Source organism: Stenotrophomonas sp. 62841_Sma (assembly GCF_056482945.1).
In genome coordinates, this window is the sequence record NZ_CM151224.1 from 3,713,687 (window position 1) to 3,733,759 (window position 20,073).

18 protein-coding genes are annotated in these 20,073 nt (G+C 67.3%); 3 read left to right on the top strand and 15 right to left on the bottom strand.

What is annotated here, in order from left to right; translation table 11 throughout:
• Positions 1-17: 17 nt before the first annotated feature.
• The 11 genes from tolQ to aspS form a co-directional block, all read right to left on the bottom strand.
• Positions 18-797, bottom strand: a complete 780-nt coding sequence (tolQ, locus tag ACZK5G_RS17465; protein WP_006438802.1) for a protein TolQ — start codon at positions 795-797, stop codon at positions 18-20.
• A gap of 10 nt (positions 798-807) precedes the next feature.
• Positions 808-1,239 (bottom strand): tol-pal system-associated acyl-CoA thioesterase, encoded by a 432-nt coding sequence (gene ybgC / locus ACZK5G_RS17470; protein WP_071229045.1) that lies wholly within the window; start codon positions 1,237-1,239, stop codon positions 808-810.
• Positions 1,229-2,269: a Holliday junction branch migration DNA helicase RuvB gene (gene ruvB / locus ACZK5G_RS17475; protein WP_010481595.1), complete on the bottom strand. Its 1,041-nt coding sequence runs from the start codon at positions 2,267-2,269 to the stop codon at positions 1,229-1,231. The genes ybgC and ruvB overlap by 11 nt, the downstream gene beginning before the upstream one ends.
• Before the next feature lie 546 nt (positions 2,270-2,815).
• Positions 2,816-4,735 (bottom strand): potassium transporter Kup, encoded by a 1,920-nt coding sequence (locus ACZK5G_RS17480; RefSeq protein ID WP_032128529.1) that lies wholly within the window; start codon positions 4,733-4,735, stop codon positions 2,816-2,818.
• A 48-nt stretch (positions 4,736-4,783) separates the two neighbouring features.
• Positions 4,784-5,377: a Holliday junction branch migration protein RuvA gene (ruvA, locus tag ACZK5G_RS17485; protein ID WP_005410756.1), complete on the bottom strand. Its 594-nt coding sequence runs from the start codon at positions 5,375-5,377 to the stop codon at positions 4,784-4,786.
• Between the two features lie 13 nt (positions 5,378-5,390).
• Complete coding sequence (gene ruvC, locus ACZK5G_RS17490; protein WP_032128530.1) at positions 5,391-5,912, bottom strand: crossover junction endodeoxyribonuclease RuvC; 522 nt, start codon at positions 5,910-5,912, stop codon at positions 5,391-5,393.
• Between the two features lie 105 nt (positions 5,913-6,017).
• Complete coding sequence (locus ACZK5G_RS17495; protein WP_032128531.1) at positions 6,018-6,749, bottom strand: YebC/PmpR family DNA-binding transcriptional regulator; 732 nt, start codon at positions 6,747-6,749, stop codon at positions 6,018-6,020.
• Positions 6,750-6,928: 179 nt separating this feature from the next.
• The gene (locus ACZK5G_RS17500) at positions 6,929-7,561 is read right to left on the bottom strand and encodes an esterase/lipase family protein (RefSeq protein WP_032128532.1); all 633 of its coding nucleotides are present in this window, start codon (positions 7,559-7,561) and stop codon (positions 6,929-6,931) included.
• 75 nt (positions 7,562-7,636) lie between these two features.
• Positions 7,637-8,158, bottom strand: a complete 522-nt coding sequence (locus ACZK5G_RS17505; protein WP_032128533.1) for a GNAT family N-acetyltransferase — start codon at positions 8,156-8,158, stop codon at positions 7,637-7,639.
• Positions 8,159-8,189: 31 nt separating this feature from the next.
• Positions 8,190-8,507 (bottom strand): hypothetical protein, encoded by a 318-nt coding sequence (locus tag ACZK5G_RS17510; protein WP_032128534.1) that lies wholly within the window; start codon positions 8,505-8,507, stop codon positions 8,190-8,192.
• A gap of 16 nt (positions 8,508-8,523) precedes the next feature.
• Positions 8,524-10,275, bottom strand: coding sequence for an aspartate--tRNA ligase (gene aspS, locus ACZK5G_RS17515; protein WP_478464222.1), 1,752 nt, complete (start codon positions 10,273-10,275; stop codon positions 8,524-8,526).
• A gap of 158 nt (positions 10,276-10,433) precedes the next feature.
• Between aspS and ACZK5G_RS17520 the strand changes: the two genes are divergently transcribed.
• Entirely contained in the window at positions 10,434-11,177 is a 744-nt protein-coding gene (locus tag ACZK5G_RS17520) for a DUF3011 domain-containing protein (protein WP_032128536.1), read from the top strand.
• Positions 11,178-11,310: 133 nt separating this feature from the next.
• Here ACZK5G_RS17520 and ACZK5G_RS17525 read toward each other — a convergent pair whose 3' ends face one another.
• The 3 genes from ACZK5G_RS17525 to blaL2 form a co-directional block, all read right to left on the bottom strand.
• Positions 11,311-11,952, bottom strand: coding sequence for a hypothetical protein (locus ACZK5G_RS17525; RefSeq protein ID WP_049422905.1), 642 nt, complete (start codon positions 11,950-11,952; stop codon positions 11,311-11,313).
• A 55-nt stretch (positions 11,953-12,007) separates the two neighbouring features.
• Positions 12,008-13,222: a cation:proton antiporter gene (locus ACZK5G_RS17530; protein WP_478464223.1), complete on the bottom strand. Its 1,215-nt coding sequence runs from the start codon at positions 13,220-13,222 to the stop codon at positions 12,008-12,010.
• Positions 13,223-13,307: 85 nt separating this feature from the next.
• On the bottom strand, positions 13,308-14,219 hold the full coding sequence (gene blaL2 / locus ACZK5G_RS17535) for a L2 family extended-spectrum class A beta-lactamase (RefSeq protein ID WP_049400784.1): 912 nt from the start codon (positions 14,217-14,219) through the stop codon (positions 13,308-13,310).
• A 175-nt stretch (positions 14,220-14,394) separates the two neighbouring features.
• Here blaL2 and ampR point away from each other — a divergent pair, with 175 nt between their 5' ends.
• Positions 14,395-15,258 carry a LysR family transcriptional regulator AmpR gene (ampR, locus tag ACZK5G_RS17540; RefSeq protein WP_012511908.1) on the top strand — a complete coding sequence of 288 codons (864 nt, stop codon included), beginning with the start codon at positions 14,395-14,397 and terminating at the stop codon, positions 15,256-15,258.
• Between the two features lie 74 nt (positions 15,259-15,332).
• Here the strand turns inward: ampR and ACZK5G_RS17545 are convergent, their stop codons facing one another.
• A complete protein-coding gene (locus ACZK5G_RS17545; RefSeq protein ID WP_478464225.1) occupies positions 15,333-17,198 on the bottom strand; it encodes an ABC-F family ATP-binding cassette domain-containing protein in 1,866 nt (621 codons plus the stop codon).
• Between the two features lie 336 nt (positions 17,199-17,534).
• Here ACZK5G_RS17545 and ACZK5G_RS17550 point away from each other — a divergent pair, with 336 nt between their 5' ends.
• Positions 17,535-19,922, top strand: a complete 2,388-nt coding sequence (locus tag ACZK5G_RS17550; RefSeq protein WP_032128541.1) for a TonB-dependent receptor plug domain-containing protein — start codon at positions 17,535-17,537, stop codon at positions 19,920-19,922.
• The last annotated feature ends 151 nt before the right edge of the window (positions 19,923-20,073 follow it).

The window sequence follows — 20,073 nt, forward strand, 5'->3', positions numbered from 1 at the left end:
ACTCCCGGGTCAGGCGCTTACTCGTCGCCAGCGCTCTGGCGCTGCAGGATGGAGCTGAACTCTTCGGCGAAGGTCTCGAACCGCACCGACATGCGCTCCACGCGCGTGGTGAAGCGGTTGTAGGCCCACACCGCCGGGATCGCCACGAACAGGCCGATGGCGGTGGCGAACAGTGCCTCGGAGATGCCCGGCGCAACGGCGGCGATACCCGCCTGCGCACCGCTGCTGATCATGTCGTGCATGGTCACCATGATGCCGAACACGGTACCGACCAGGCCCACGTACGGGGCGGTCGAGCCGATGTTGGCCAGCAGTTCCAGATTGCGCTCAAGCTGGTCCACTTCGCGGGTGTAGGTGGTGCGCATGGCGCGCTGGGCGCCTTCCAGCTGCGCACGGCCATCCAGGCGACGCTTGTCGCGCAGGCGGGTGTACTCGCGGAAACCCGCTTCGAAGATGGCTTCCAGGCCGCCGACATTGCGGCTGCGGTCGGTGGCCGAGCTGTACAGCTTGCCCAGATCGGCGCCGGACCAGAAGCGGTTCTCGAACTCGTCGGCTTCGCGGGTGGCCTGCTTGAACACACGGGCCTTGCGGAAAATGATCACCCAGCTGACGAACGAGCCGACCAGCAACAGCAGCACGATGATCTTCACCGGCAGGCTGGCCTTGGCCATCAGTTCGAGGTAGTTGATGCCGCCGCCAGTGGTGGCCTGGGCAAGGGTCTGTGTCGCGGCATTGCTGACGTCGGCCGGCAGTGCCTCGGTGACCGTGGCCTGCAGGGCCAGGAGCGTTGCGATCATCCGTTGTTCCTCAGTGTTCGGATTCGGGGTGGAGGTGGGGTTGCAGCACGGCAAGGACGGCCTCGTCCATGCCACGCGGGCGGAAACTGGCCGCTTCCAGTGCGGCGATGCGGACCTGCGCCGACAGCAGCAGCTCGCCGTCGCGCAGGATCTGCTGGTCGAAGACCATGCTGGCCTTCTTCAGCTGGACCAGGCGGGCACTCACCTGCAGGGTGTCATCCAGCCGTGCCGGCTTGATGAAATCCATCTGCATCGAGCGCACCGCGAAGACCATCCCGTGCTCGGCGCGCATGCGCTCCTGGCCGTAGCCCAGCGCACGCATCCATTCGGTCCGGGCCCGTTCCATGAAGGCCACGTAGCGGGCGTGGTAGACCACGCCACCTGCGTCGGTATCTTCCCAGTAAATGCGTGTCGGCCAACTGAATCGGGGCTCAACCGACATCGGGAACCTCCGCGAACAGGTCCTGCGGCGGGTTCTTCGGCTTCAGGCCCATGTGCCGGTAGGCCTTGTGGGTGGCCATGCGGCCACGCGCGGTGCGCACCAGGAAGCCCTGCTGGATCAGGTACGGCTCGACCACGTCTTCCAGCGTGCCGCGCTCTTCAGACAGCGCCGCCGCCAGCGATTCGATGCCGACCGGGCCGCCGTCGAAGTAGTCGACCATGGTCTTGAGCAGGCGCCGGTCAAGCTCGTCGAAGCCCTCCGGGTCGACCTTGAGCATCTTCATCGCGGCCTGGGCCACGGCCTCGTCGATGTGGCCGCCGGCCTTCACCTGCGCATAGTCGCGCACGCGGCGCAGCAGGCGGTTGGCGATACGCGGGGTGCCACGCGCGCGGCGCGCGATCTCCCCTGCCCCATCGGCCGTGCAGTCGATGGCCAGGATGGCCGCCGAACGGCGCACGATCCGGGTCAGTTCTTCGACACTGTAGAACTCCAGGCGCTGGACGATGCCGAAGCGGTCGCGCAACGGCGCGGTCAGAAGGCCAGCACGGGTGGTGGCACCGATCAGGGTGAACGGCGGCAGGTCGATCTTGATCGAGCGGGCGGCGGGGCCCTCGCCGATCATGATGTCGATCTGGAAATCTTCCATCGCCGGGTACAGCACTTCCTCCACCACCGGCGACAGGCGATGGATCTCGTCGATGAACAGCACATCGTGCGGCTGCAGGTTGGTCAGCAGCGCGGCGAGGTCGCCGGCCTTCTCGATCACCGGGCCGGAGGTGACCCGCAGGGCCACGCCCAGCTCGTTGGCGATGACATGGCTGAGGGTGGTCTTGCCCAGGCCGGGCGGCCCGAAGATCAGCACGTGGTCGAGCGCGTCGCCGCGCCCCTTGGCCGCCTGGATGTAGATCTCCATCTGCTCGCGCACCGGCACCTGGCCGAGGTAGTCGGCAAGGCGCTTGGGGCGGATGCTGGCGTCGGCGGCGTCATCCTCGCGGGTGGCGCCGGCGCCGATGATGCGGTCGTCGGTCATGTGCTGATTATGCGGCAAAAGCGCGGGTTTCGGCCGGGCTGCGCCCGGCACCCGCAGAGGCAACGGCAACGGCAACATCCAAAGCAACAGCCGAAGCGGGCTTCCTGGGGAATGGCGGGGTGGGTCCGCTTGCGGGGGACGCTGCAAGTACCCCTCCGGGGCCCGGCCCAGCCGCTGGCGGCTGTGCGTTCGGGCGCTTGCGAAGCAGTGCTTCGCAAGCAAAGCGCCCTCACCCATGTAAGCTCGGTCGCCGCATCCATGCGGCTCACGCCCCCGCAACCGGCCCCACCCCGCCTTCGACAGTTTCCTGCGGTCTGTCGGAACGGCGTTCTGCTTTGGTGGGTGCCGACCGTTGGTCGACACGATAGATCCAGGCGTGGAGGAAACTGGAGAGCAGAGTGGGCCAAGCTTCAAGCGCGCGGCATCTCCGCAAGTGGAGCCCCCTTGTTGTTCAAGGGGGCGCGCCGACAGGCGGGGGGATAAGGTGGAATGCGCGCGGGACCCACGGTTTGCGCAGCAAATCGTGGGACGTAGCGCAGGTGGAGATTAAATCTCCACCTGCGCGCCCAGTTCCACCAATCTGTTGCCCGGAATCCGGAAGAAGCCCGTGGCCGGGGCGGCGTTCCTGTGCATCAGCGCGAACAGCTTGTCGCGCCAGATCGGCATGCCACGGTTGGCGGTGGCGACGATGGTTTCGCGGCTGGCGAAGAAGGTGGTGTCCATCGGGTCGAAGTAGATGCCGCCGTGGTCGCACGAGCGCATCAGCGCCAGCGGCACGTCCGGGGTCTCCATGAAACCGAAGCGCACGTAGACGCGATAGAACTCGTCGCCCACCGATTCGATCTTCAGCCGCTGCCCTTCCATCGCATAGGGAATGGGCAGGGTTTCCACGTGCAGGAACACGTTGCGCTCGTGCAGCACCTTGTTGTGCTTGAGGTTGTGCATCAGCGCGTGCGGGGCCACGGTCGGGTCGGCGGTGAGGAATACCGCGGTGCCCGGCACGCGTACCGGCGGCGCCAGCATCAGGCCCGGCAGGAAGGTATCCAGGCGGATGCCGTCCTTGCGGATCTCATCGCGCAGCAGCTCGCGGCCACGGCGCCAGGTGCGCATCATGGTGAACAGGAAGATGCCCAGCACCACCGGGAACCAGGCGCCCTGCAGCAGCTTGGCGCCGTTGGCGATGACGAAGCCGAGGTCGATGACGAAGAACACCACGCACAGCGGCAGGATCCACTTGCGCGCCTTCGGCCACAGCGAGCGCGCCACCAGGGCCAGCAGCAGGGTGTCGATCAGCATGGTGGCCGACACCGAGATGCCGTAGGCCACCGCCAGGTTGGAGGAGCTGCGGAAGGCCAGCACCAGGCCGATCACCATCACCGCGATGCCCCAGTTGATACCCGGGATGTAGATCTGGCCGATGGTGTCGTGCGAGGTGTGCTTGATCCGCATGCGCGGGATGTAGCCCAGCTGCATGGCCTGGCGCGATACCGAGAACGCGCCGGTGATGACCGACTGCGAGGCAATCACCGCGGCCATGGTGGCCAGGATGATCATCGGATACAGCGCCCACGACGGCACCGCTTCGAAGAACGGATTTTTCACCGCCTCGGGGTGGTTGAGCACCAGCGCACCCTGCCCCAGGTAGTTCAGCACCAGGCACGGCAGCACGAAGAAGTACCAGGCGTGGCGGATCGGCTTGGCACCGAAGTGGCCCATGTCGGCGTACAGCGCCTCACCGCCGGTCACTGCCAGCACCACCGCACCGAGGATGAAGATGCTGTGCCAGCCATGCTCCATGAAGAAGCGGATTGCCCACCACGGGTTGAACGCCTTCAGCACTTCCGGTGCATCGACGATGTTGTATATGCCGATCGCCGCCAGCGAAATGAACCAGATCGAGGTGATCGGCCCGAACAGCTTGCCGATCTTCGCGGTACCGAAGCGCTGTACCGCGAACACCGCCAGCAGTACCACCACGGTGATCGGAACGATGAAGGCGTGCAGTCCTGGCGCGGCAACTTCCAGGCCTTCCACCGCACCCAGCACCGATATCGCTGGGGTGATCACGCCATCGCCGAAGAACAGCGAGGCACCGAAGATGCCGAGGATGCCGACCACATAGGCCGAGCGCGACCCGTTGCGCAGCGTGCGCTGGGTCAGCGCCATCAGCGCCATGATGCCGCCCTCGCCGTCGTTGTCGGCGCGCATGATGATGGTCACGTACTTCAGCGTGACCACGATGTTCAGCGCCCAGAACGCCAGCGACAGCACGCCCAGCACGGTGTCGTGGTCACTGTTGAGCCCGTAGTGCGGCGAGAACGCCTCCTTCAGGGTGTACAGCGGGCTGGTACCGATATCGCCGAAGACCACGCCGATCGCACCGATGATCAGCGCCAGGCCTCCGGCTGGAGGGGCGTGACCATGACCGCCTGGGGCGGCCGCGTGCGGGGTTTGACTGCTGGACATGGGACTCCTGGCGAAGCTCAGGCGGTGGGTTGGGGAAAGGAAGGCGGGTCAGCGCAGTGCCGACTGCAGCGCCTTGCGGATCACGGTGGCCACTTCGTCACCTTCGTTGAAGGCATCGCGGGCCATGCGCGCCGCTTCGGCCGGCTTGTAGCCCAGCTGCTGCAGGGCCACGGTGGCATCGGACAGCGGATCGGCCGGGGCCGGGCCGCTGCCGGTGGGCAGCGCGCCGCCGGCACCGAACTGGGCGGCGCGGTCGCGCAACTCCAGCACCATGCGCTCGGCGGTCTTCTTGCCGATGCCCGGAATGCGGGTCAGCGCGGTGATGTCACCGGCCTGGACCATGCGCGCGAATTCCTCGACGGTGACGCCGGACAGCACGGCCAGCGCGATCTTCGCGCCGATGCCACTGACCTTCTGCACGTCGCGGAACAGGCGCCGCTCACCTTCGCGCAGGAAGCCGTACAGCGAGACGCTGTCTTCCTTCTGCGAGTAATGGGTGTACAGGGTGACCTCGCGGCCGAGCTCGGGCAGGTCGTAGAAGGTGCTCATCGGCGCCTCCAGTTCGTAGCCCACTCCGTTCACGTCCACCACCAGCCACGGCGGCGCCTTGTAGGCGACGATGCCGCGCAGTCGACCGATCATTGCGTGCAGCTCCTCATTTGCGGCCCCACGCCTGGCGGGCACTGAGCCCCAGGCGGTTGGCCGTTGCCCTTACGTGGGCATGGGTGATCGCCACTGCCAACGCGTCGGCCGCGTCGGCCTGCAGCTTGGTTTTCAGGTTGAGCATGAGCCCGACCATGTGTTGAACCTGTTGCTTTTCGGCGCCACCGCGCCCGACCACCGCCAGCTTGATCTCGCTGGCGGCGTATTCGTGCACCGGCAGGTCACGCAGCACCACGGCGGAAATCGCCGCGCCACGGGCCTGGCCCAGCTTCAGCGCCGAATCGGGGTTGCGGGCCATGAACACGCGTTCGATGGCCACTTCCTGCGGCTGGTACTCGCGGCACAGGTCAGCCAGGCCCAGCACCAGCAGCTTCATGCGCTGCGGGAAATCGTCGGCGCCGAGCAGCACCAGCGGCTGGTGGTGCACGTGGCTGACACGGCCGGTGGCGTCGACATCGATGATGCCGACCCCGGTCCGCTGCGAACCGGGGTCGATGCCGAGGATGCGGGTCATGCTGCACTCCTGGCGGGGCGGAACGGGAGGCGCTGGCAGGCGTATGGGCTCATGACTGTCCGCGGTGACCGTTCAACGGCCCGCGCCCAGGCCGTCGAGGACGGCTCAGGCGTAGGCGTCGGCGCCGAGTTCGGCGTTGGAGTACACGTCCTGCACGTCGTCCAGGTCTTCAAGCATGTCCAGCAGCTTCTTGACCTGCAGGGCAACCTCGCCCTCGACCTTGATGTCGTTGTCCGCGCGGAAGGTGATTTCGGCGTGGTCGGCGACATGGCCAGCGGCGGCCATCGCATCCTTGACCGCGTTGAACGCGTCAGGGCTGGTGACCACGTCGATCGAGCCGTCGTCCGGGTAGACCACGATGTCATCGGCGCCGGCCTCGATGGCCGCTTCGGTGATGGCTTCCTCGTCGGCTCCCGGGGCGAAGCTGAGCACGCCCAGGCGCTTGAACATGAAGGCGACCGAGCCTTCGGTGCCCATGTTGCCGCCGCACTTGCTGAACGCATGGCGGACATCGGCCACGGTGCGCACGCGGTTGTCGGTCAGGCAGTCGACGATCACGGCCACGCCACCCGGGGCGTAGCCCTCGTAGCGGATTTCCTCGTAATCGACGCCTTCCAGTTCACCGGTAGCCTTCTTGATGGCGCGCTCGATCACGTCCTTGGACATGTTCACGGCCAGGCCCTTGTCCACGGCCACGCGCAGGCGCGGATTGTTGTTGGGGTCGCCTCCACCGCCGCGCGCGGCAACGCCGATCTCGCGGATGATCTTGGTGAAAATCTTGCCGCGCTTCGCGTCGGACGCGTTCTTGCGGGCTTCGATGGAGGGGCCTCTACCCATGGGTGCTACCGTCTGGCTGCTTCAGGATCAAGGCGCGGATTCTACCTGATCGGGGGCGGCAACCGTGTCTAGGGCCGAAGGGATATCGGGAAGGCGCCATCCACGCATGGCGTGGATCTACTGCCGCCGGGCATGGCCCGGCGCTACCGAGAGTGCACCGCCCTGCCCGGCGAACCGCCTTACGCAGCGGCGGCGTCGCGGCTGTGATCGAACTGGCCGTGGCGCAGGAAATGCGCGGTCTGCCGCGCGGCATCGGGCGATACCACCAGGCCACTGTGGCTGGTGCGCACCACGCAATGGTCGGCCAGGCCCGGCAGGCGTGTCTCGGCCAGGGCCACGGTACCGTCGGAGGCATCGTCGATGGCGCCCAGCAGGCTGCCCAGGCCGTGCGGCACCGAACCGGCGATCAGGCCAACCTCGGCCCTGCCCTGCCAGTCCGGCAGGCCATCGAGCAGCAGATCGCTGCTGCGCCCCAACGCCAGGCCCCAGCCGTGCTCGGACAGCGAACGCGCAGTGCCACTGCCGCGCAGCGGCGAGCCCAGGCAGACCACGCGCTGCACGTCCAGCTGCGGCTGGCGGCGCAAGGCCTCCAGCGCCAGCAATCCCCCCAGGCTGTGGCCGACCAGCGACAACGGGCCGGCATCGGCCAGCCGCTCCAGCAGCTGCGGCACGGCCACGTCGGGGCCACCGAACACCGAGGAGTAACCGAACGCGTGCACCTGGAAACCACGCGCGCGCAGGCGCCAGGCCAGCGGCCCGACCCAGGCACGGGCATTCCAGATGCCATGCAGCAGCAATACGGGGGGAGTCATGCAAACAGCCTGGCGGTCAGCGGGGCGGAAACGTACGGTGATTGAACACGCGCGCGCAGCAAGCGGCGGTGAACGTCAGGTCGCGCGCGGTGCGCGGCGCAGGATGAACTCGAGGTCCTGGGTATCACCGACCGGGAACAGGTACTCGCCGGCCTTCTCGAATCCATAGCGGGCGTAGAAACGCTGTGCGCCGAAGTTCTCCGACCACACGCCCAGCCACAGCGTGCGCGGGCCTTCGTGTTCCAGCCAGGCCAGCGCGGTTTCCAGCAGGCGGCTGCCCCAGCCGCAGCTCTGCTGCGTCTTGATCAGGTACAGGCGCTTGAGTTCGCCGTCACCGGGCTTCACGTCCGGGTGCGGCAGGCCACAGGGGCCGGCGGCGGCATGGCCGACCGCCTCCCCGTCCAGCTCCAGCAGCCACACCGCGTAATCCGGGTGGGCCAGGATCACGCGCTGGCGCTCGACCGTGTAGGCCTCCTCGAGGAAGGCCTGCAGGTCCTGCGGCGGATACAGATGGCCGAAGGTTTCGGTGAACGTGCGGGCGGCCAGCGCCGACAGGGTCGGCGCGTCGTCCACGGTAGCGCGGCGGATCGAATACATGCAGGAAGTTGACGTCAGGGCGAAGCGCGGGTCAAGCCTTTTCAGGCGATTCCGCTTCTTCTTCCTCGTCCTCTTCCTCGTACTCCTCTTCGTCCTCGTCCTCTTCTTCGCCTTCCTCGTCCTCGTCGTACTCTTCCTCTTCGTCGTCCTCGTAATCCTCGACGCCGAAGTCTTCACCGTCCCAACGGCCTTCGCCGTCGGCGACGAAGGTCAGGGCCATCGCCGCCGGGTTGGTTCCGACGCGAACCAGCCAACCACCGAACACGCGCGCACGCTCGGTGACCAGGGTGGCCTCGGAGCCTTCATTGCCCAGCTTTTCCCACTCCAGCGAAAACGCAAACTCGGTCATTGCCTGGATCTCCTGATCAGTTGGTCTTGGGGCGAACCTGGATGTGCACTTCGGCCAGCTGCGCGTCGACGATCGGCGACGGCGCGTCGGTCATCAGATCCTGTGCACCGGTGGTCTTCGGGAACGGGATGACGTCGCGGATCGACTCGGTGCCGGCCATCAGCGCGGCGATGCGGTCGATGCCGAAGGCGATGCCACCGTGCGGCGGCGCGCCGTAGTTCAGCGCGTCGAGCAGGAAGCCGAACTTGGCGCGGGCCTCTTCGGCACCGATGCCGAGCAGTTCGAACACCGCGCTCTGCATGTCCGGACGATGGATACGGATCGAACCGCCGCCGATTTCATTGCCGTTGAGCACCATGTCGTAACCGCGCGAAACGGCGGTACGGGCATTGGCGCGCAGGTCGGCGATGTCGTCCACAGCCGGTGCGGTGAAGGGGTGATGCAGGGCGACGTAGCGCTGTTCTTCCTCGTCCCACTCGAACATCGGGAAGTCGGTGACCCACAGCGGTGCCCAGCCGTCGGCGACCAGGCCGAAGTCCTTGCCGGCCTTCAGGCGCAGCGCGCCCATGAAGTCCGAGACCTTGTTATAGCCACCGGCGCCGAAGAACACGATGTCGCCGTTACCGGCGCCGACATGGGCGACCAGCGCGGCGAAGGATTCCTCGCTGAAGAACTTCTGGATCGGCGAGCTGACTTCGCCGTTGTCGGCGATCTTGATGTAGGCCAGGCCCTTGGCGCCGTACTTGGCGGCATGCGCTGCGTATTCGTCGATCTGCTTGCGGCTGAGCGCTGCACCGCCCGGGATGCGCAGCGCGGCGACGCGGCCTTCGGCGTCATTGGCCGGGCCGGTGAACACGGCGAACTCGCTGTCCTTGACCAGCTCGGCCACGTCGACCAGCTCCAGCACGATGCGCAGGTCCGGCTTGTCCGAGCCGTAGCGACGCATTGCCTCGGCCCAGGTCATGCGCGGGAAGCTGGCATCCAGCTGGACGTCGACCACTTCCTTGAAGATGGCGCGGATCATGTCCTCGACGAAATCCTGCACGTCGCGCTCGCGGACGAAGGCGAATTCCATGTCCAGCTGGGTGAATTCCAGCTGGCGGTCGGCACGCAGGGCCTCGTCGCGGAAGCAGCGCGCGATCTGGTAGTAGCGGTCGAAGCCGGCCACCATCAGGATCTGCTTGAACAGCTGCGGGCTCTGCGGCAGGGCGTAGAACTCGCCCGGGTGCATGCGCGCCGGCACCAGGAAGTCGCGCGCGCCTTCCGGGGTGGCCTTGGTCAGGATCGGGGTCTCGATGTCCTGGAAGCCCTTTTCGTCCAGATGGCGGCGCAGGGCCTGCACCAGCTTGATGCGGGTGCGCTGCATGCGCTGCATTTCCGGGCGGCGCAGGTCCAGGTAGCGGTACTTCAGGCGGGTTTCCTCGCCCGGATTCTCGTGGGCGTGGAACGGCAGCGGCGCGGCCTTGTTCAGCACGGTGATGGCGGTGGCGATCACTTCCACCTTGCCGGTGCGCATCTTGTCGTTCACCGCGTGGCGGGCACGCACCACGCCTTCCACCTGCAGCACATCCTCGTAGCCCAGCGACGCGGCCACGGCGAACACGTCGGCGTTGTCGACTTCCACGGTCACCTGCACGATGCCTTCATGATCTCGAAGATCGATGAAGCAGACGCCGCCCTGGTTACGGGCCACGTCGGTCCAGCCGGCGAGGGTGACAGTCTGGCCAATCAGGGTCTCATCGACCAGGCCGCAGAAGTGGGTACGCATGGGGGGAAGCTCCGCTGGAGAACGCCGGCACCGGATGGGGGCCGGAAAGCCTCGTATTCTGCGGCCGAGGCCCCGGCCGGGGCAAATCCGGCCAGTCACACCGGCTTGATCGCCCCCCTCCCTATAGTCGGGCACCTGCCACCGTATGGGATGCCGCCATGAAACCGCTGTCCCTGGCCAGCCTGGCCGTAACCCTCAGCCTGGGTGCCGCGGGCACCCTTGCCCTGCCCGCCCCTTCCGCGCATGCGCAGAGCGGCGTGGTCCGCTGCGAAAGCCAGAACAACCGCGAACGGGTCTGCAACACCGGCTGGCGCAATGCGCAGCTGGTGCGCCAGCTGTCCGGCTCGGACTGCGATGAAGGACGCACCTGGGGCAGCCGTAACGGCAGCATCTGGGTCACCAACGGTTGCCGCGCCGAATTCGTCGAGGCCCGCGGCGGCTGGGGCGGCGGCAATGGCGGTGGCTGGGGCGGCAACAACGGCCGGCCTGGCGAGACCATCCGCTGCGAGAGCCAGAACAACCGCGAGCGCAGCTGCCCGGTCGGCTGGCGCAATGCCCGCCTGGTCCGCCAGCTGTCCGGCAGCCCCTGCAACGAAGGGCGTACCTGGGGCGTGCGCAACGGCGCGGTCTGGGTCAGTGGCGGCTGCCGTGCCGAATTCGCCGAAGCCCGCGGCTGGGGCGGCGGTGGCGGTGGCTGGGGGGGCGGCAACAGCAATTACTCGGTTACCTGCAGCAGCAACAACAACCGCTCGCAGACCTGCGACTGGGATGAGCGTCAGGGCCGTCCGGTGCTGCAGCAGCAGCTGTCCGGCAGTGCCTGCCAGGAAGGCCGCAGCTGGGGCTACTCACGTGGCCAGGTGTGGGTGAGCAACGGCTGCCGCGCGCGTTTCGGTACGCGGTAAGTACACGGCCGGATCCCTGGCCGACGGCCAGGGCTCTGGCCCCGGTCCGGTATCCCGCATCCACGCATGGCGTGGATCTACTGAGGGCCTTTCTGGGGTCGAGGCCCTCCGCAGGAGGGATCCGACCCTGGGATCACGGGGCGGACGCTTTATCGTCGCCCCACGGTGCAGGCGGCAGGGCAACCGGCTTGCTCAGGTCGAACTGCACGCGGAAGCGGCGGCCCTCCGGGCGGGTCAGCTCGTAGACAAAGGTCTGGTCGGGATCAATCTCCATCGCCCAGGTGTTGTGCGTGGAGGCCAGCATGTCGGCGCGGCGGAACATCGCCACCGAATCGGCGTCGGCGGGGAACTGCTGGCGCTCGGCGGTGCCCGGCGGCGTGCTGTCGCCACCGTAGAGGGTGATCGCGTCGGGGCTGCCGTCTTCGTGGCGATGGTCGTGCTTCAGGCGCAGGCCGGTTTCCGTACGGGTCAGCACCCAGGTCCGCGAGTGGTCATCGCCGACATGGAACGGGATGCGCAGCTCGTGCGCCGGATCGGCACAGCCGCGCACATGCATGACCAGGCGCTGCCCGGCGAACGGATCCTTGCCGGTCGGTGCCGGCGTGTCCTCCACTACCTTGCCGGCGTAAGCCTGGCCGCAATGCGCGGCGATGGCGGCCATGAAGGCATCGGCCGGTGCGGTCGCCAGATCATGGGCGACCGTATCGGAGCGCTGCGAACACGCAGCAAGGCTGAGCAGGAGGGCGGAAGCGGTGACAACGGCAGGCAGTTTCATGCCCCAACCCTAACGGCCATGGCCGAAGTGCGCAAACCGCACGCGCAGCATCCACTCAGCGATCGACTGCAGATGCCTCTGGCAGGGTTTCGGTGGCCGCCACCGGCGCGGCTTCGCCTTCACCCGCAGGTTCCTGTTCAACCGGATCGACATCGAACGGCGTGCGGAACACCAGCGACGGCAGCAGCGTGGTCAGCGCCGCATACAGCAGCAGCGCTCCGAACAGCACCGCCGGGATCTGGAAGCGCTCGCGCATGATCGCCGCCAGCACCAGGGTGAAGATGAGGGTCGGGGCCAGCGCCAGCGAGACCCGCAGGCTGCTGCGGAAGCTCTCGCCGAACATCACCCGGCGCTGCAGCCAGACCACGCCGATGCGCAGCGGCAGCACCACCAGGGTGATCACGATGCCCAGCCCCAGCGCCTCGAAACTGAGTGCTTCGCTGGGCACCTTGGTGCCGGCATTGAAGAAATAGAACGGCACGAAGAACGAAGCGAACAGGCGCAGCGCGTGCAGGTTCTCATGCGAGGCCAGCAGCGGCATGCGCTGGTGCAGCAGGCGCGCGACCAGACCGGCGATGAACGCACCGACCAGGTAATACACGCCCAGCAGATAGGTGATGTAGGCCGCGACCATGCCCACCATCACCAGCAGCGAGAACTCCGAACCCGGCGCGTGCGGCGCCACCCAGCGGCCCAGCGCGATGAACAGCAGCGGCAGGCCGACCATCATCGCCAGCAGGGCCAGGCTGGACAGCGCCATGTGCCCCGGGTCGCCGGCCTGCAGCACGATGAACAACGCCGCCAGCGCCAGCAGTTCGCCGGCAATGGCCTTGCTGGTCACCCAGAACCGCTCGTCCTCGCTCAGGCCCAGCCGCGACAGCGAATCCATGATGAAGCCGGTGGACGGCGTCAGCAGCGCCAGCGCCAGCAGGCCGGCGGCCTGCCACGGCAGCCCCGCGTAGCGCCAGGCCAGCCAGCCCACACCGAACAGCGTGCCGGTACGGATCACCAGATGCGCCAGCAGCGGCCACATGCCACGGCGCAGCGCCTGCAGATCCACTTCCAGGCCGGCGAACAGGAACAGCGAGGAAATGCCCAGTGTGGCCAACAGACCGATCACTGCGTCGTGCGCCTGGTCGCCCAGCCAGAGCATGCCGATGATGCCGAACAGCAGGCAGGTCAGCGGCGCGGGCAGGCTGAAACGCTGCAGCGCGCGCGGGATCACCAGCAGCGCAAAGATCAGCAGCAGGTAGATCAGTTCATGGCTCATGGGGGACTTCCGTGTGATTCGAACGCGCGCAGGATGCGCGCGCCGAACCGATCCGGCAAGCCACTTCTGAATGACCCCGGTTACCTCAACCGATCAGCCGATCGGCGATGCGGCCTACCTGCGCCAGCACCGTGGCACGCTGTTCGTTGCTGATCGCACCCGCCTGCAGGTAGGCGGTCAGCACCCAGGGCGTGCCGCCGGCCAGCGGCCACAACACGGCGATGTCGTTGCGCGCGTCCTCGCCGTTGCTGCCGGTCTTGTCACCGACGCGCCAGCGCTTGCCCAGGCCCGCGCGCAGGCAGGCGTCGCCGGTTTCGTTGTCGATCAGCCAATCGGCCAGCTGCTGCCGCGACGCCGGCTGCAGCACCTCGCCCAGCACCACGCGCTGCAGGGTCGCAGCCATCGCCGCCGGCGTGGTGGTGTCGCGCGGATCGCCCTTGGCAAAGCTGTTCAGCTCCGGCTCCAGGCGATCACTGCGGCTCACCGCATCACCGCTCGCGCGCAGGAACGCAGTCACCGCGGGCGGGCCACCGACCACGCCGAACAGCAGGTTGGCGGCAGTGTTGTCGCTGGTGATGATCGTGGCACGGCACAGATCGCGCACGGTCATGTCCTTGCCGGCGTGGCGGCGGGTGACCGGCGCGTGCGAGAGCAGATCGGCATCGCGCACCGGCACGCGCGTGTCCAGCAACGCGGGCCTGCGCTCGGCCTGGCTGAGCACGGTGGCGGCCAGCACGCTCTTGAACGTGCTGCACATCGGGAAACGCTCGTCCTGGCGATGACCGATGCGGCGACCGCTCGCAGTGTCCAACAGGGTCACGCCGAGGCGGCCGGCACAGGCCTTTTCCAGTGCGGCGAAGTCGGTGGCGGCGGTGAGGGCGGCATCGGTGGGTGCACTGGCGGCGGTCTTGCCCGCCGCACGGGCCAGCAACGGCAGGGCAAGCGAGGAAGCAACGGCGGCACCACTGAACTGCAGGAATCGGCGACGGGCGAGCATGCGGGTTCTCCTGGGGACCGCCCGATTATTGAAGCCTCGCACGCAGGCGACCAGCGCGAAAAATCAGCGGAAGGCATTAGCTGGATTAATACCTGTCGCAATCAACCCTTTAATTCTTCTGAACTGGCTACTGGGAAGGTAGGATCAGCCATCACCCTGGCTCACGACTACTCTGATGCTGCACCCTACCCTGCCGCTGAACGCGCTGCGTGCCTTCGAGGCGGCCGCACGCCACCAGAACTTCACCCGTGCCGCGCTGGAGCTGTGCGTCAGCCAGGCCGCGCTGAGCCACCAGATCCGCGGGCTGGAGGACCGGCTCGGCATCCGCCTGTTCCATCGCCTGCCGCGCGGCGTGGCGCTCACCGAGGAGGGCGCGGCGCTGTATCCGGTGCTCAACGAATCGTTTGAGCGCATCTCGGCCAGCATCGCGCGCTACACCGGTGGCCCGGCACGTGAAGTACTGACGCTGGGCGTGGTCGGCACCTTCGCCACCGGTTGGCTGTTGCCACGGCTGGCTGCGTTCGAGGCCGCGCACCCGGACATCGAGCTGCGACTGCAGACCCACAACAACCGCATCGATCTGGCCGGCGAGGGCCTGGACCTGGCGATCCGCTTCGGTGATGGCGACTGGCAGGGCCAGGCCTGCACAGCGATCCTCGACGCGCCGTTTGCACCGCTGTGCGCACCGGCATTGGCGCGGCGGCTCAAACAGCCACGCGACCTGGGCACCCTGCCCCTGCTGCGCTCCTACCGCAGCGACGAATGGCCGCGCTGGCTGCAGGCGGCAGGAGTGAGTGGCGTGGAAGCCCGTGGGCCGGTGTTCGATTCGTCGTTGACGGTGGCGATGGCCGCGGTGGGTGGTGCCGGCGTGGCGCTGCTGCCGCTGCGCATGTTCGAGCAGGAACTGGCCGAGGGTCGCCTGCTGCAGCCATTCAGCACCACGCTGGAGCTGGGCCGCTATTGGCTGACCCGGCTGCGCTCGCGTGCCGAGCGTGAGCCGGCGAAGCGGTTCCGCGAATGGCTGCAGGCACAGGGATGAAAAAGGGGACGGAGGGGATTAAGTCGTTTGTGCCACAAACGACTTAATCCCCTCCGTCCCCTTTTTTTGCGTGATCAGGACTCCAGCAGCTCCATCCACGTCGCTTCGGCTTTTTCCAGCTGGGCGGCAGCGGTTTCGCGGTCACGGCCGATCACCGCCATGCGGGTGGCATCGGCGTAGTTGGCCGGGTCGGCCAGCTGGCGGTCGAGCTCGGCCAGGGCGCTTTCCAGCTCGGCCACCTTGGCTTCGGCAGCGGCCAGCTTGTGCGGGTTCACCGGCTTCTTCTGCACCACCTGAGCCACCGGCGCGGTCTTGACCACCACCGGCTCTTCCACCTGTTCCATGCGCGCCTTGGTGCCCTGCGCCTGCGGGCGGGTGCGCAGCCAGGCCGCGTAGGCGTCGAGGTCGCCGTCGAACGGCTCGACCACGCCATCGGCCACGCGCCAGTAGGTATCGCAGACCAGGCCGATCAGATGGCGGTCATGCGAGACCATCACGATCGCGCCTTCGAAGGTGGCCAGTGCCTCAGCCAGCGCTTCGCGCATTTCCAGGTCAAGGTGGTTGGTCGGTTCGTCCAGCAGCAGCACGTTCGGCTGCTGCCAGGCGATCAGCGCCAGCGCCAGGCGCGCGCGCTCGCCGCCGGAGAAACCATCCACCGGCTCGAACGCGCGGTCGCCCGGGAAGTTCCACTTGCCGAGGAAATCGCGGAACGACTGGTTCGGTGCGTCCGGGGCGATCTCGCGGAAATGCTCCATCGGCGACTGGCCTTCGTGCAGCGACTCCACCGTGTGCTGGGCGAAGTAGCCGATCTTCAGGTCCGGGTGCGCCATGCGCTCACCAACGATCGGTGCCAGTTCACCCACCAGGGTCTTCACCAGGGTGGTCTTACCGGCACCGTTGGGGCCGAGCAGGCCGATGCGCTGGCCCGCTTCCAGGCCAAAGCCGACGTTGTGCAGGATCACCGCGTCCTTCCCGTAGCCGGCCTCGACGTGGTTCAGGCGGATCAGCGAGAACGGCAGCTTGGCCGGCGGCGCGAACTCGATGCGGAACTCGCGCTCGGCACGCACCGCTTCGGTGCCGGCCAGCTTGGCCAGGCGCTTCATGCGGCTCTGCGCCTGCGCGGCCTTGCTGGCCTGCGCCTTGAAGCGGTCGATGAAGCTCTGCAGGTGGGCACGCTCGGCCTGTTCCTTCTCGTGCGCGATCTGCTGCTGGCGCAGCTGTTCGGCGCGCTGGCGCTCGAAATCGGTGTAACCGCCCGGGTAGAGCTTGGCGCCGCCACCGTGCAGGTGCAGGGTGTGGGTGGCCACGTTGTCGAGGAACTCGCGGTCATGCGAGATCAGCAGCAGGGTGCCCGGATACTTCAGCAGCCACTGCTCCAGCCAGTACACCGCGTCCAGATCCAGGTGGTTGGTCGGTTCGTCCAGCAGCAGCAGGTCGCTTGGCATCATCAGCGCGCGGGCCAGGTTCAGGCGCACGCGCCAGCCGCCGGAGAACGAGGACACCGCGCGGTGGTGGGTCTCTGCCGGGAAACCGAGGCCGTGCAGCAGCTTGCCGGCGCGCGCTTCCGCGTCGTAGGCATTGAGCTCGGCCATCTTCGTGTGCGCCTCGGCCACCGCTTCCCAGTCTTCACGGGCGGTCGCCTCGGCCTCGGCGGCCAGCACTGCGGCCACTTCGGTATCACCGCCCAGCACGAAGCTCAGCGCCGGGTCGGGCAGCGACGGGGTTTCCTGGGCGACGCTGGCGATGCGCACCTTGCCGGGCAGATCGACATCGCCCTTGTCCGCCTCCAGCTCGCCCTTCACCGCCGCGAACAGGCTGGACTTGCCAGCACCGTTGCGGCCGACCACACCCACCCGGTAACCGGCGTGCAGGGTCAGGTCGACATTGGACAACAGCAGCCGCTCGCCGCGGCGCAAGGCGAAATTACGAAGGGAAATCATCGGGGGAGGCGTCCATATAACCAGATGGAATGTGCTGGTGAGCACTGTTCCTGCGACGCAATTCTAGCGTTAACGAATACTTGACGCGTCCCGGGATGCGCGGCGGCCGGCGTTCCTCTCTCCCACGTCCTTGCCGCGCGCGTCCCGGGCTCCCTCCCGCGCCAGTGCCGATCCGGGCTAAATGGTTGCTGCTGCAACGTTTTTTCCGATGACCGGCATTTGACACGCACTGAATATCCCGTTAATTCCTGCTTTGCGCACCGCAACAACCGCCGTCCGCCTCACCCCCGTGATGTCGATTCCGGTGCCGCCCCCGCCAACCGGAGCTCCGTCCCGATGACCCGCAAGACCAGCCTGATCGCCGCCGCCGTCGCTGTCGCACTCGGTGGCTCTCCGTTCGTTGCCGCTGCCCAGCAGGCCGGCACCGCCGCCAACACCCTGGACACGGTGATCGTCACCGGCACCCGCGTGGCCGACCGCACGGTGGCCGAATCGCAGTCGCCGATCGACATCATCACCCCCGAAGCCCTGCAGTCCACCGGCACCAGCGAGCTGGCCACCGCGCTGTCGCGCGCCCTGCCCTCGCTGAACTTCCCGCGCCCTGCCCTGACCGATGGCACCAGCGGCGTGCGCCCGGCGCAGCTGCGCGGCCTGTCACCGGACCAGGTGCTGGTGCTGGTCGACGGCAAGCGCCGCCACACCTCGGCGATGATCAACGTCAACGGCAGCATCGGCCGTGGTTCGTCGGCGGTGGACATCAATGCGATCCCGATCGCCGCCATCGAGCGCGTGGAAGTGCTGCGCGACGGTGCGTCGGCGCAGTACGGCTCGGACGCCATCGCCGGCGTCATCAACATCGTGCTCAAGGGTAGCGGCAGTGGCGGCAGCCTGGCGGTGGACTACGGCCAGTACTCGGCCGGTGACGGCAACAAGTACCAGCTCTCCGGCGATACCGGCGTCGAGTTCGGCAACGGCCGTGGCCGCGTGCACGTGGCCGGCCAGATCAGCCAGCAGGACGAAAGCAACCGCGCCGGCCCGTACCGCGGCACCACCCCGAACACCGGCAACTTCCCGAGCATCGGCCAGAAGACCTTCATCGTGGGCGACCCGCGCGTGGATGCGACTGCGGCTTCGGTCAACGCCAGCTTCGATTTCAGCGACCGCGTGACCGGCTACGCCAGCGCGCTGCTCAGCAACCGCGACATCACCTCGTTCGCGTTCTACCGCTCGCGCAACCACAGCGGGCAGAGCGCGCTGCTGGCGCAGACCTACCCGGACGGCTTCGTGCCGGAGATCAACCAGTACTCCAAGGACCGCTCGCTGGTGGCCGGGGTCAAGGGCAACACCGACAACGGCTGGACCTGGGACCTGAGCCTGAACCACGGCGAGAACACCCTCGACTTCCACACCCGCAACAGCATCAACTACAGCCTCGGCGCAACCAGCCCGCGCTCGTTCTACGACGGCACGCTGAAGTACCAGCAGGACATCTTCAACGCCGATCTGACCAAGTCGCTGGACTGGGGCCTGGCCTACCCGGTCACGCTGTCCTTCGGTGGTGAATACCGCAAGGAGAAGTGGGACCAGAAGCCGGGCGAGCTGAACTCGTACACCGGCAGTGGCGCGCAGGGCTTCGGTGGCTTCACCCCCACCAATGAAGTGCATGCCGACCGCCACAACTACGCGGTCTATGCCGGCCTGGAAGCGGACCTGACCGAGAAGTTCTCGGCCGGCATCACCGGCCGCTACGAGGATTACTCGGACTTCGGCGACCGCTTCTCCGGCAAGCTGTCGGCGCGCTACGCGTTCACCGACAAGGTTGCGCTGCGGGCCACCGCGTCCAGCGGATTCCGTGCACCGTCGCTGGCGCAGCAGGGCTACCAGGCGGTCACCAGCCAGTTCCTCAACGGCGTGTTCGTCGAGCGCGGCACCTTCCCCACCACCAGCCCGGCTGCGCAGGCGCTGGGCGCCTCGCCGCTGAAGGCCGAGACCTCCACCTCCTACAGCCTGGGCCTGGTGCTGCAGCCGGTCGACCGCCTGTACATCACCGTCGACGCCTACCAGATCGACATCGATGACCGCATCGCATTGTCGTCCAGCATCACCACCAACACCGCCACCAGCGCGCTGCTGGGCACGCTGGGCCTGCCGCAGGTGACCGCGTTCTCGTACTTCACCAACGGCCTGGATACGCGCACCCGCGGTGTCGATTTCGTGTCCAGCTACACGGTGCCCTTCAGCGCCAGCAGCCTGGAACTGACCGCCGCGTACAGCTACAACGACACCGAAGTGCGCCGCGTCGGCGGCACCCCGGCGGTGTTCGGCACGCTGGGCCTGACCCAGTCGCTGATCGGCCGCGATGAGATCGGCCGCATCGAGGACAGCTATCCGCGCGACAAGGCGATCCTGAGCGGCACCTGGCGTTCGGACCACTGGGAACTGGGCCTGGCCGCGACCCGCTACGGCAAATTCACCGTGCGCAACTCGGCCACCGCACTGCGCGACCAGACCTACGGCGACGCCTGGGTGGTGGATGCCTCGGCCAGCTACAAGCCGAGCAGCAACTGGACCCTGACCGTGGGCGCCGACAACCTGCTGGACAAGTACCCGGACCGCACCGAAGACCTGCAGAACTCCACCTTCGGCATGCTGCCGTACAGCAACTACTCGCCGTTCGGCTTCAACGGCGCGTACGTGTACGGCCGGGTCAAGTACACCTGGTAAGCGCTGGCGGGCGCCTCTCTGGTGGTGCCGGCCGCTGGCCGGCAACTCCCTGGTGGGGTCAGATCCTTTTTCCTGCGGGAGAGGGATCTGACCCCATTCGCATTTAAGGTTTGCCGTATCTGGCGTCATCGGTGAAAATCGGGATACCCCC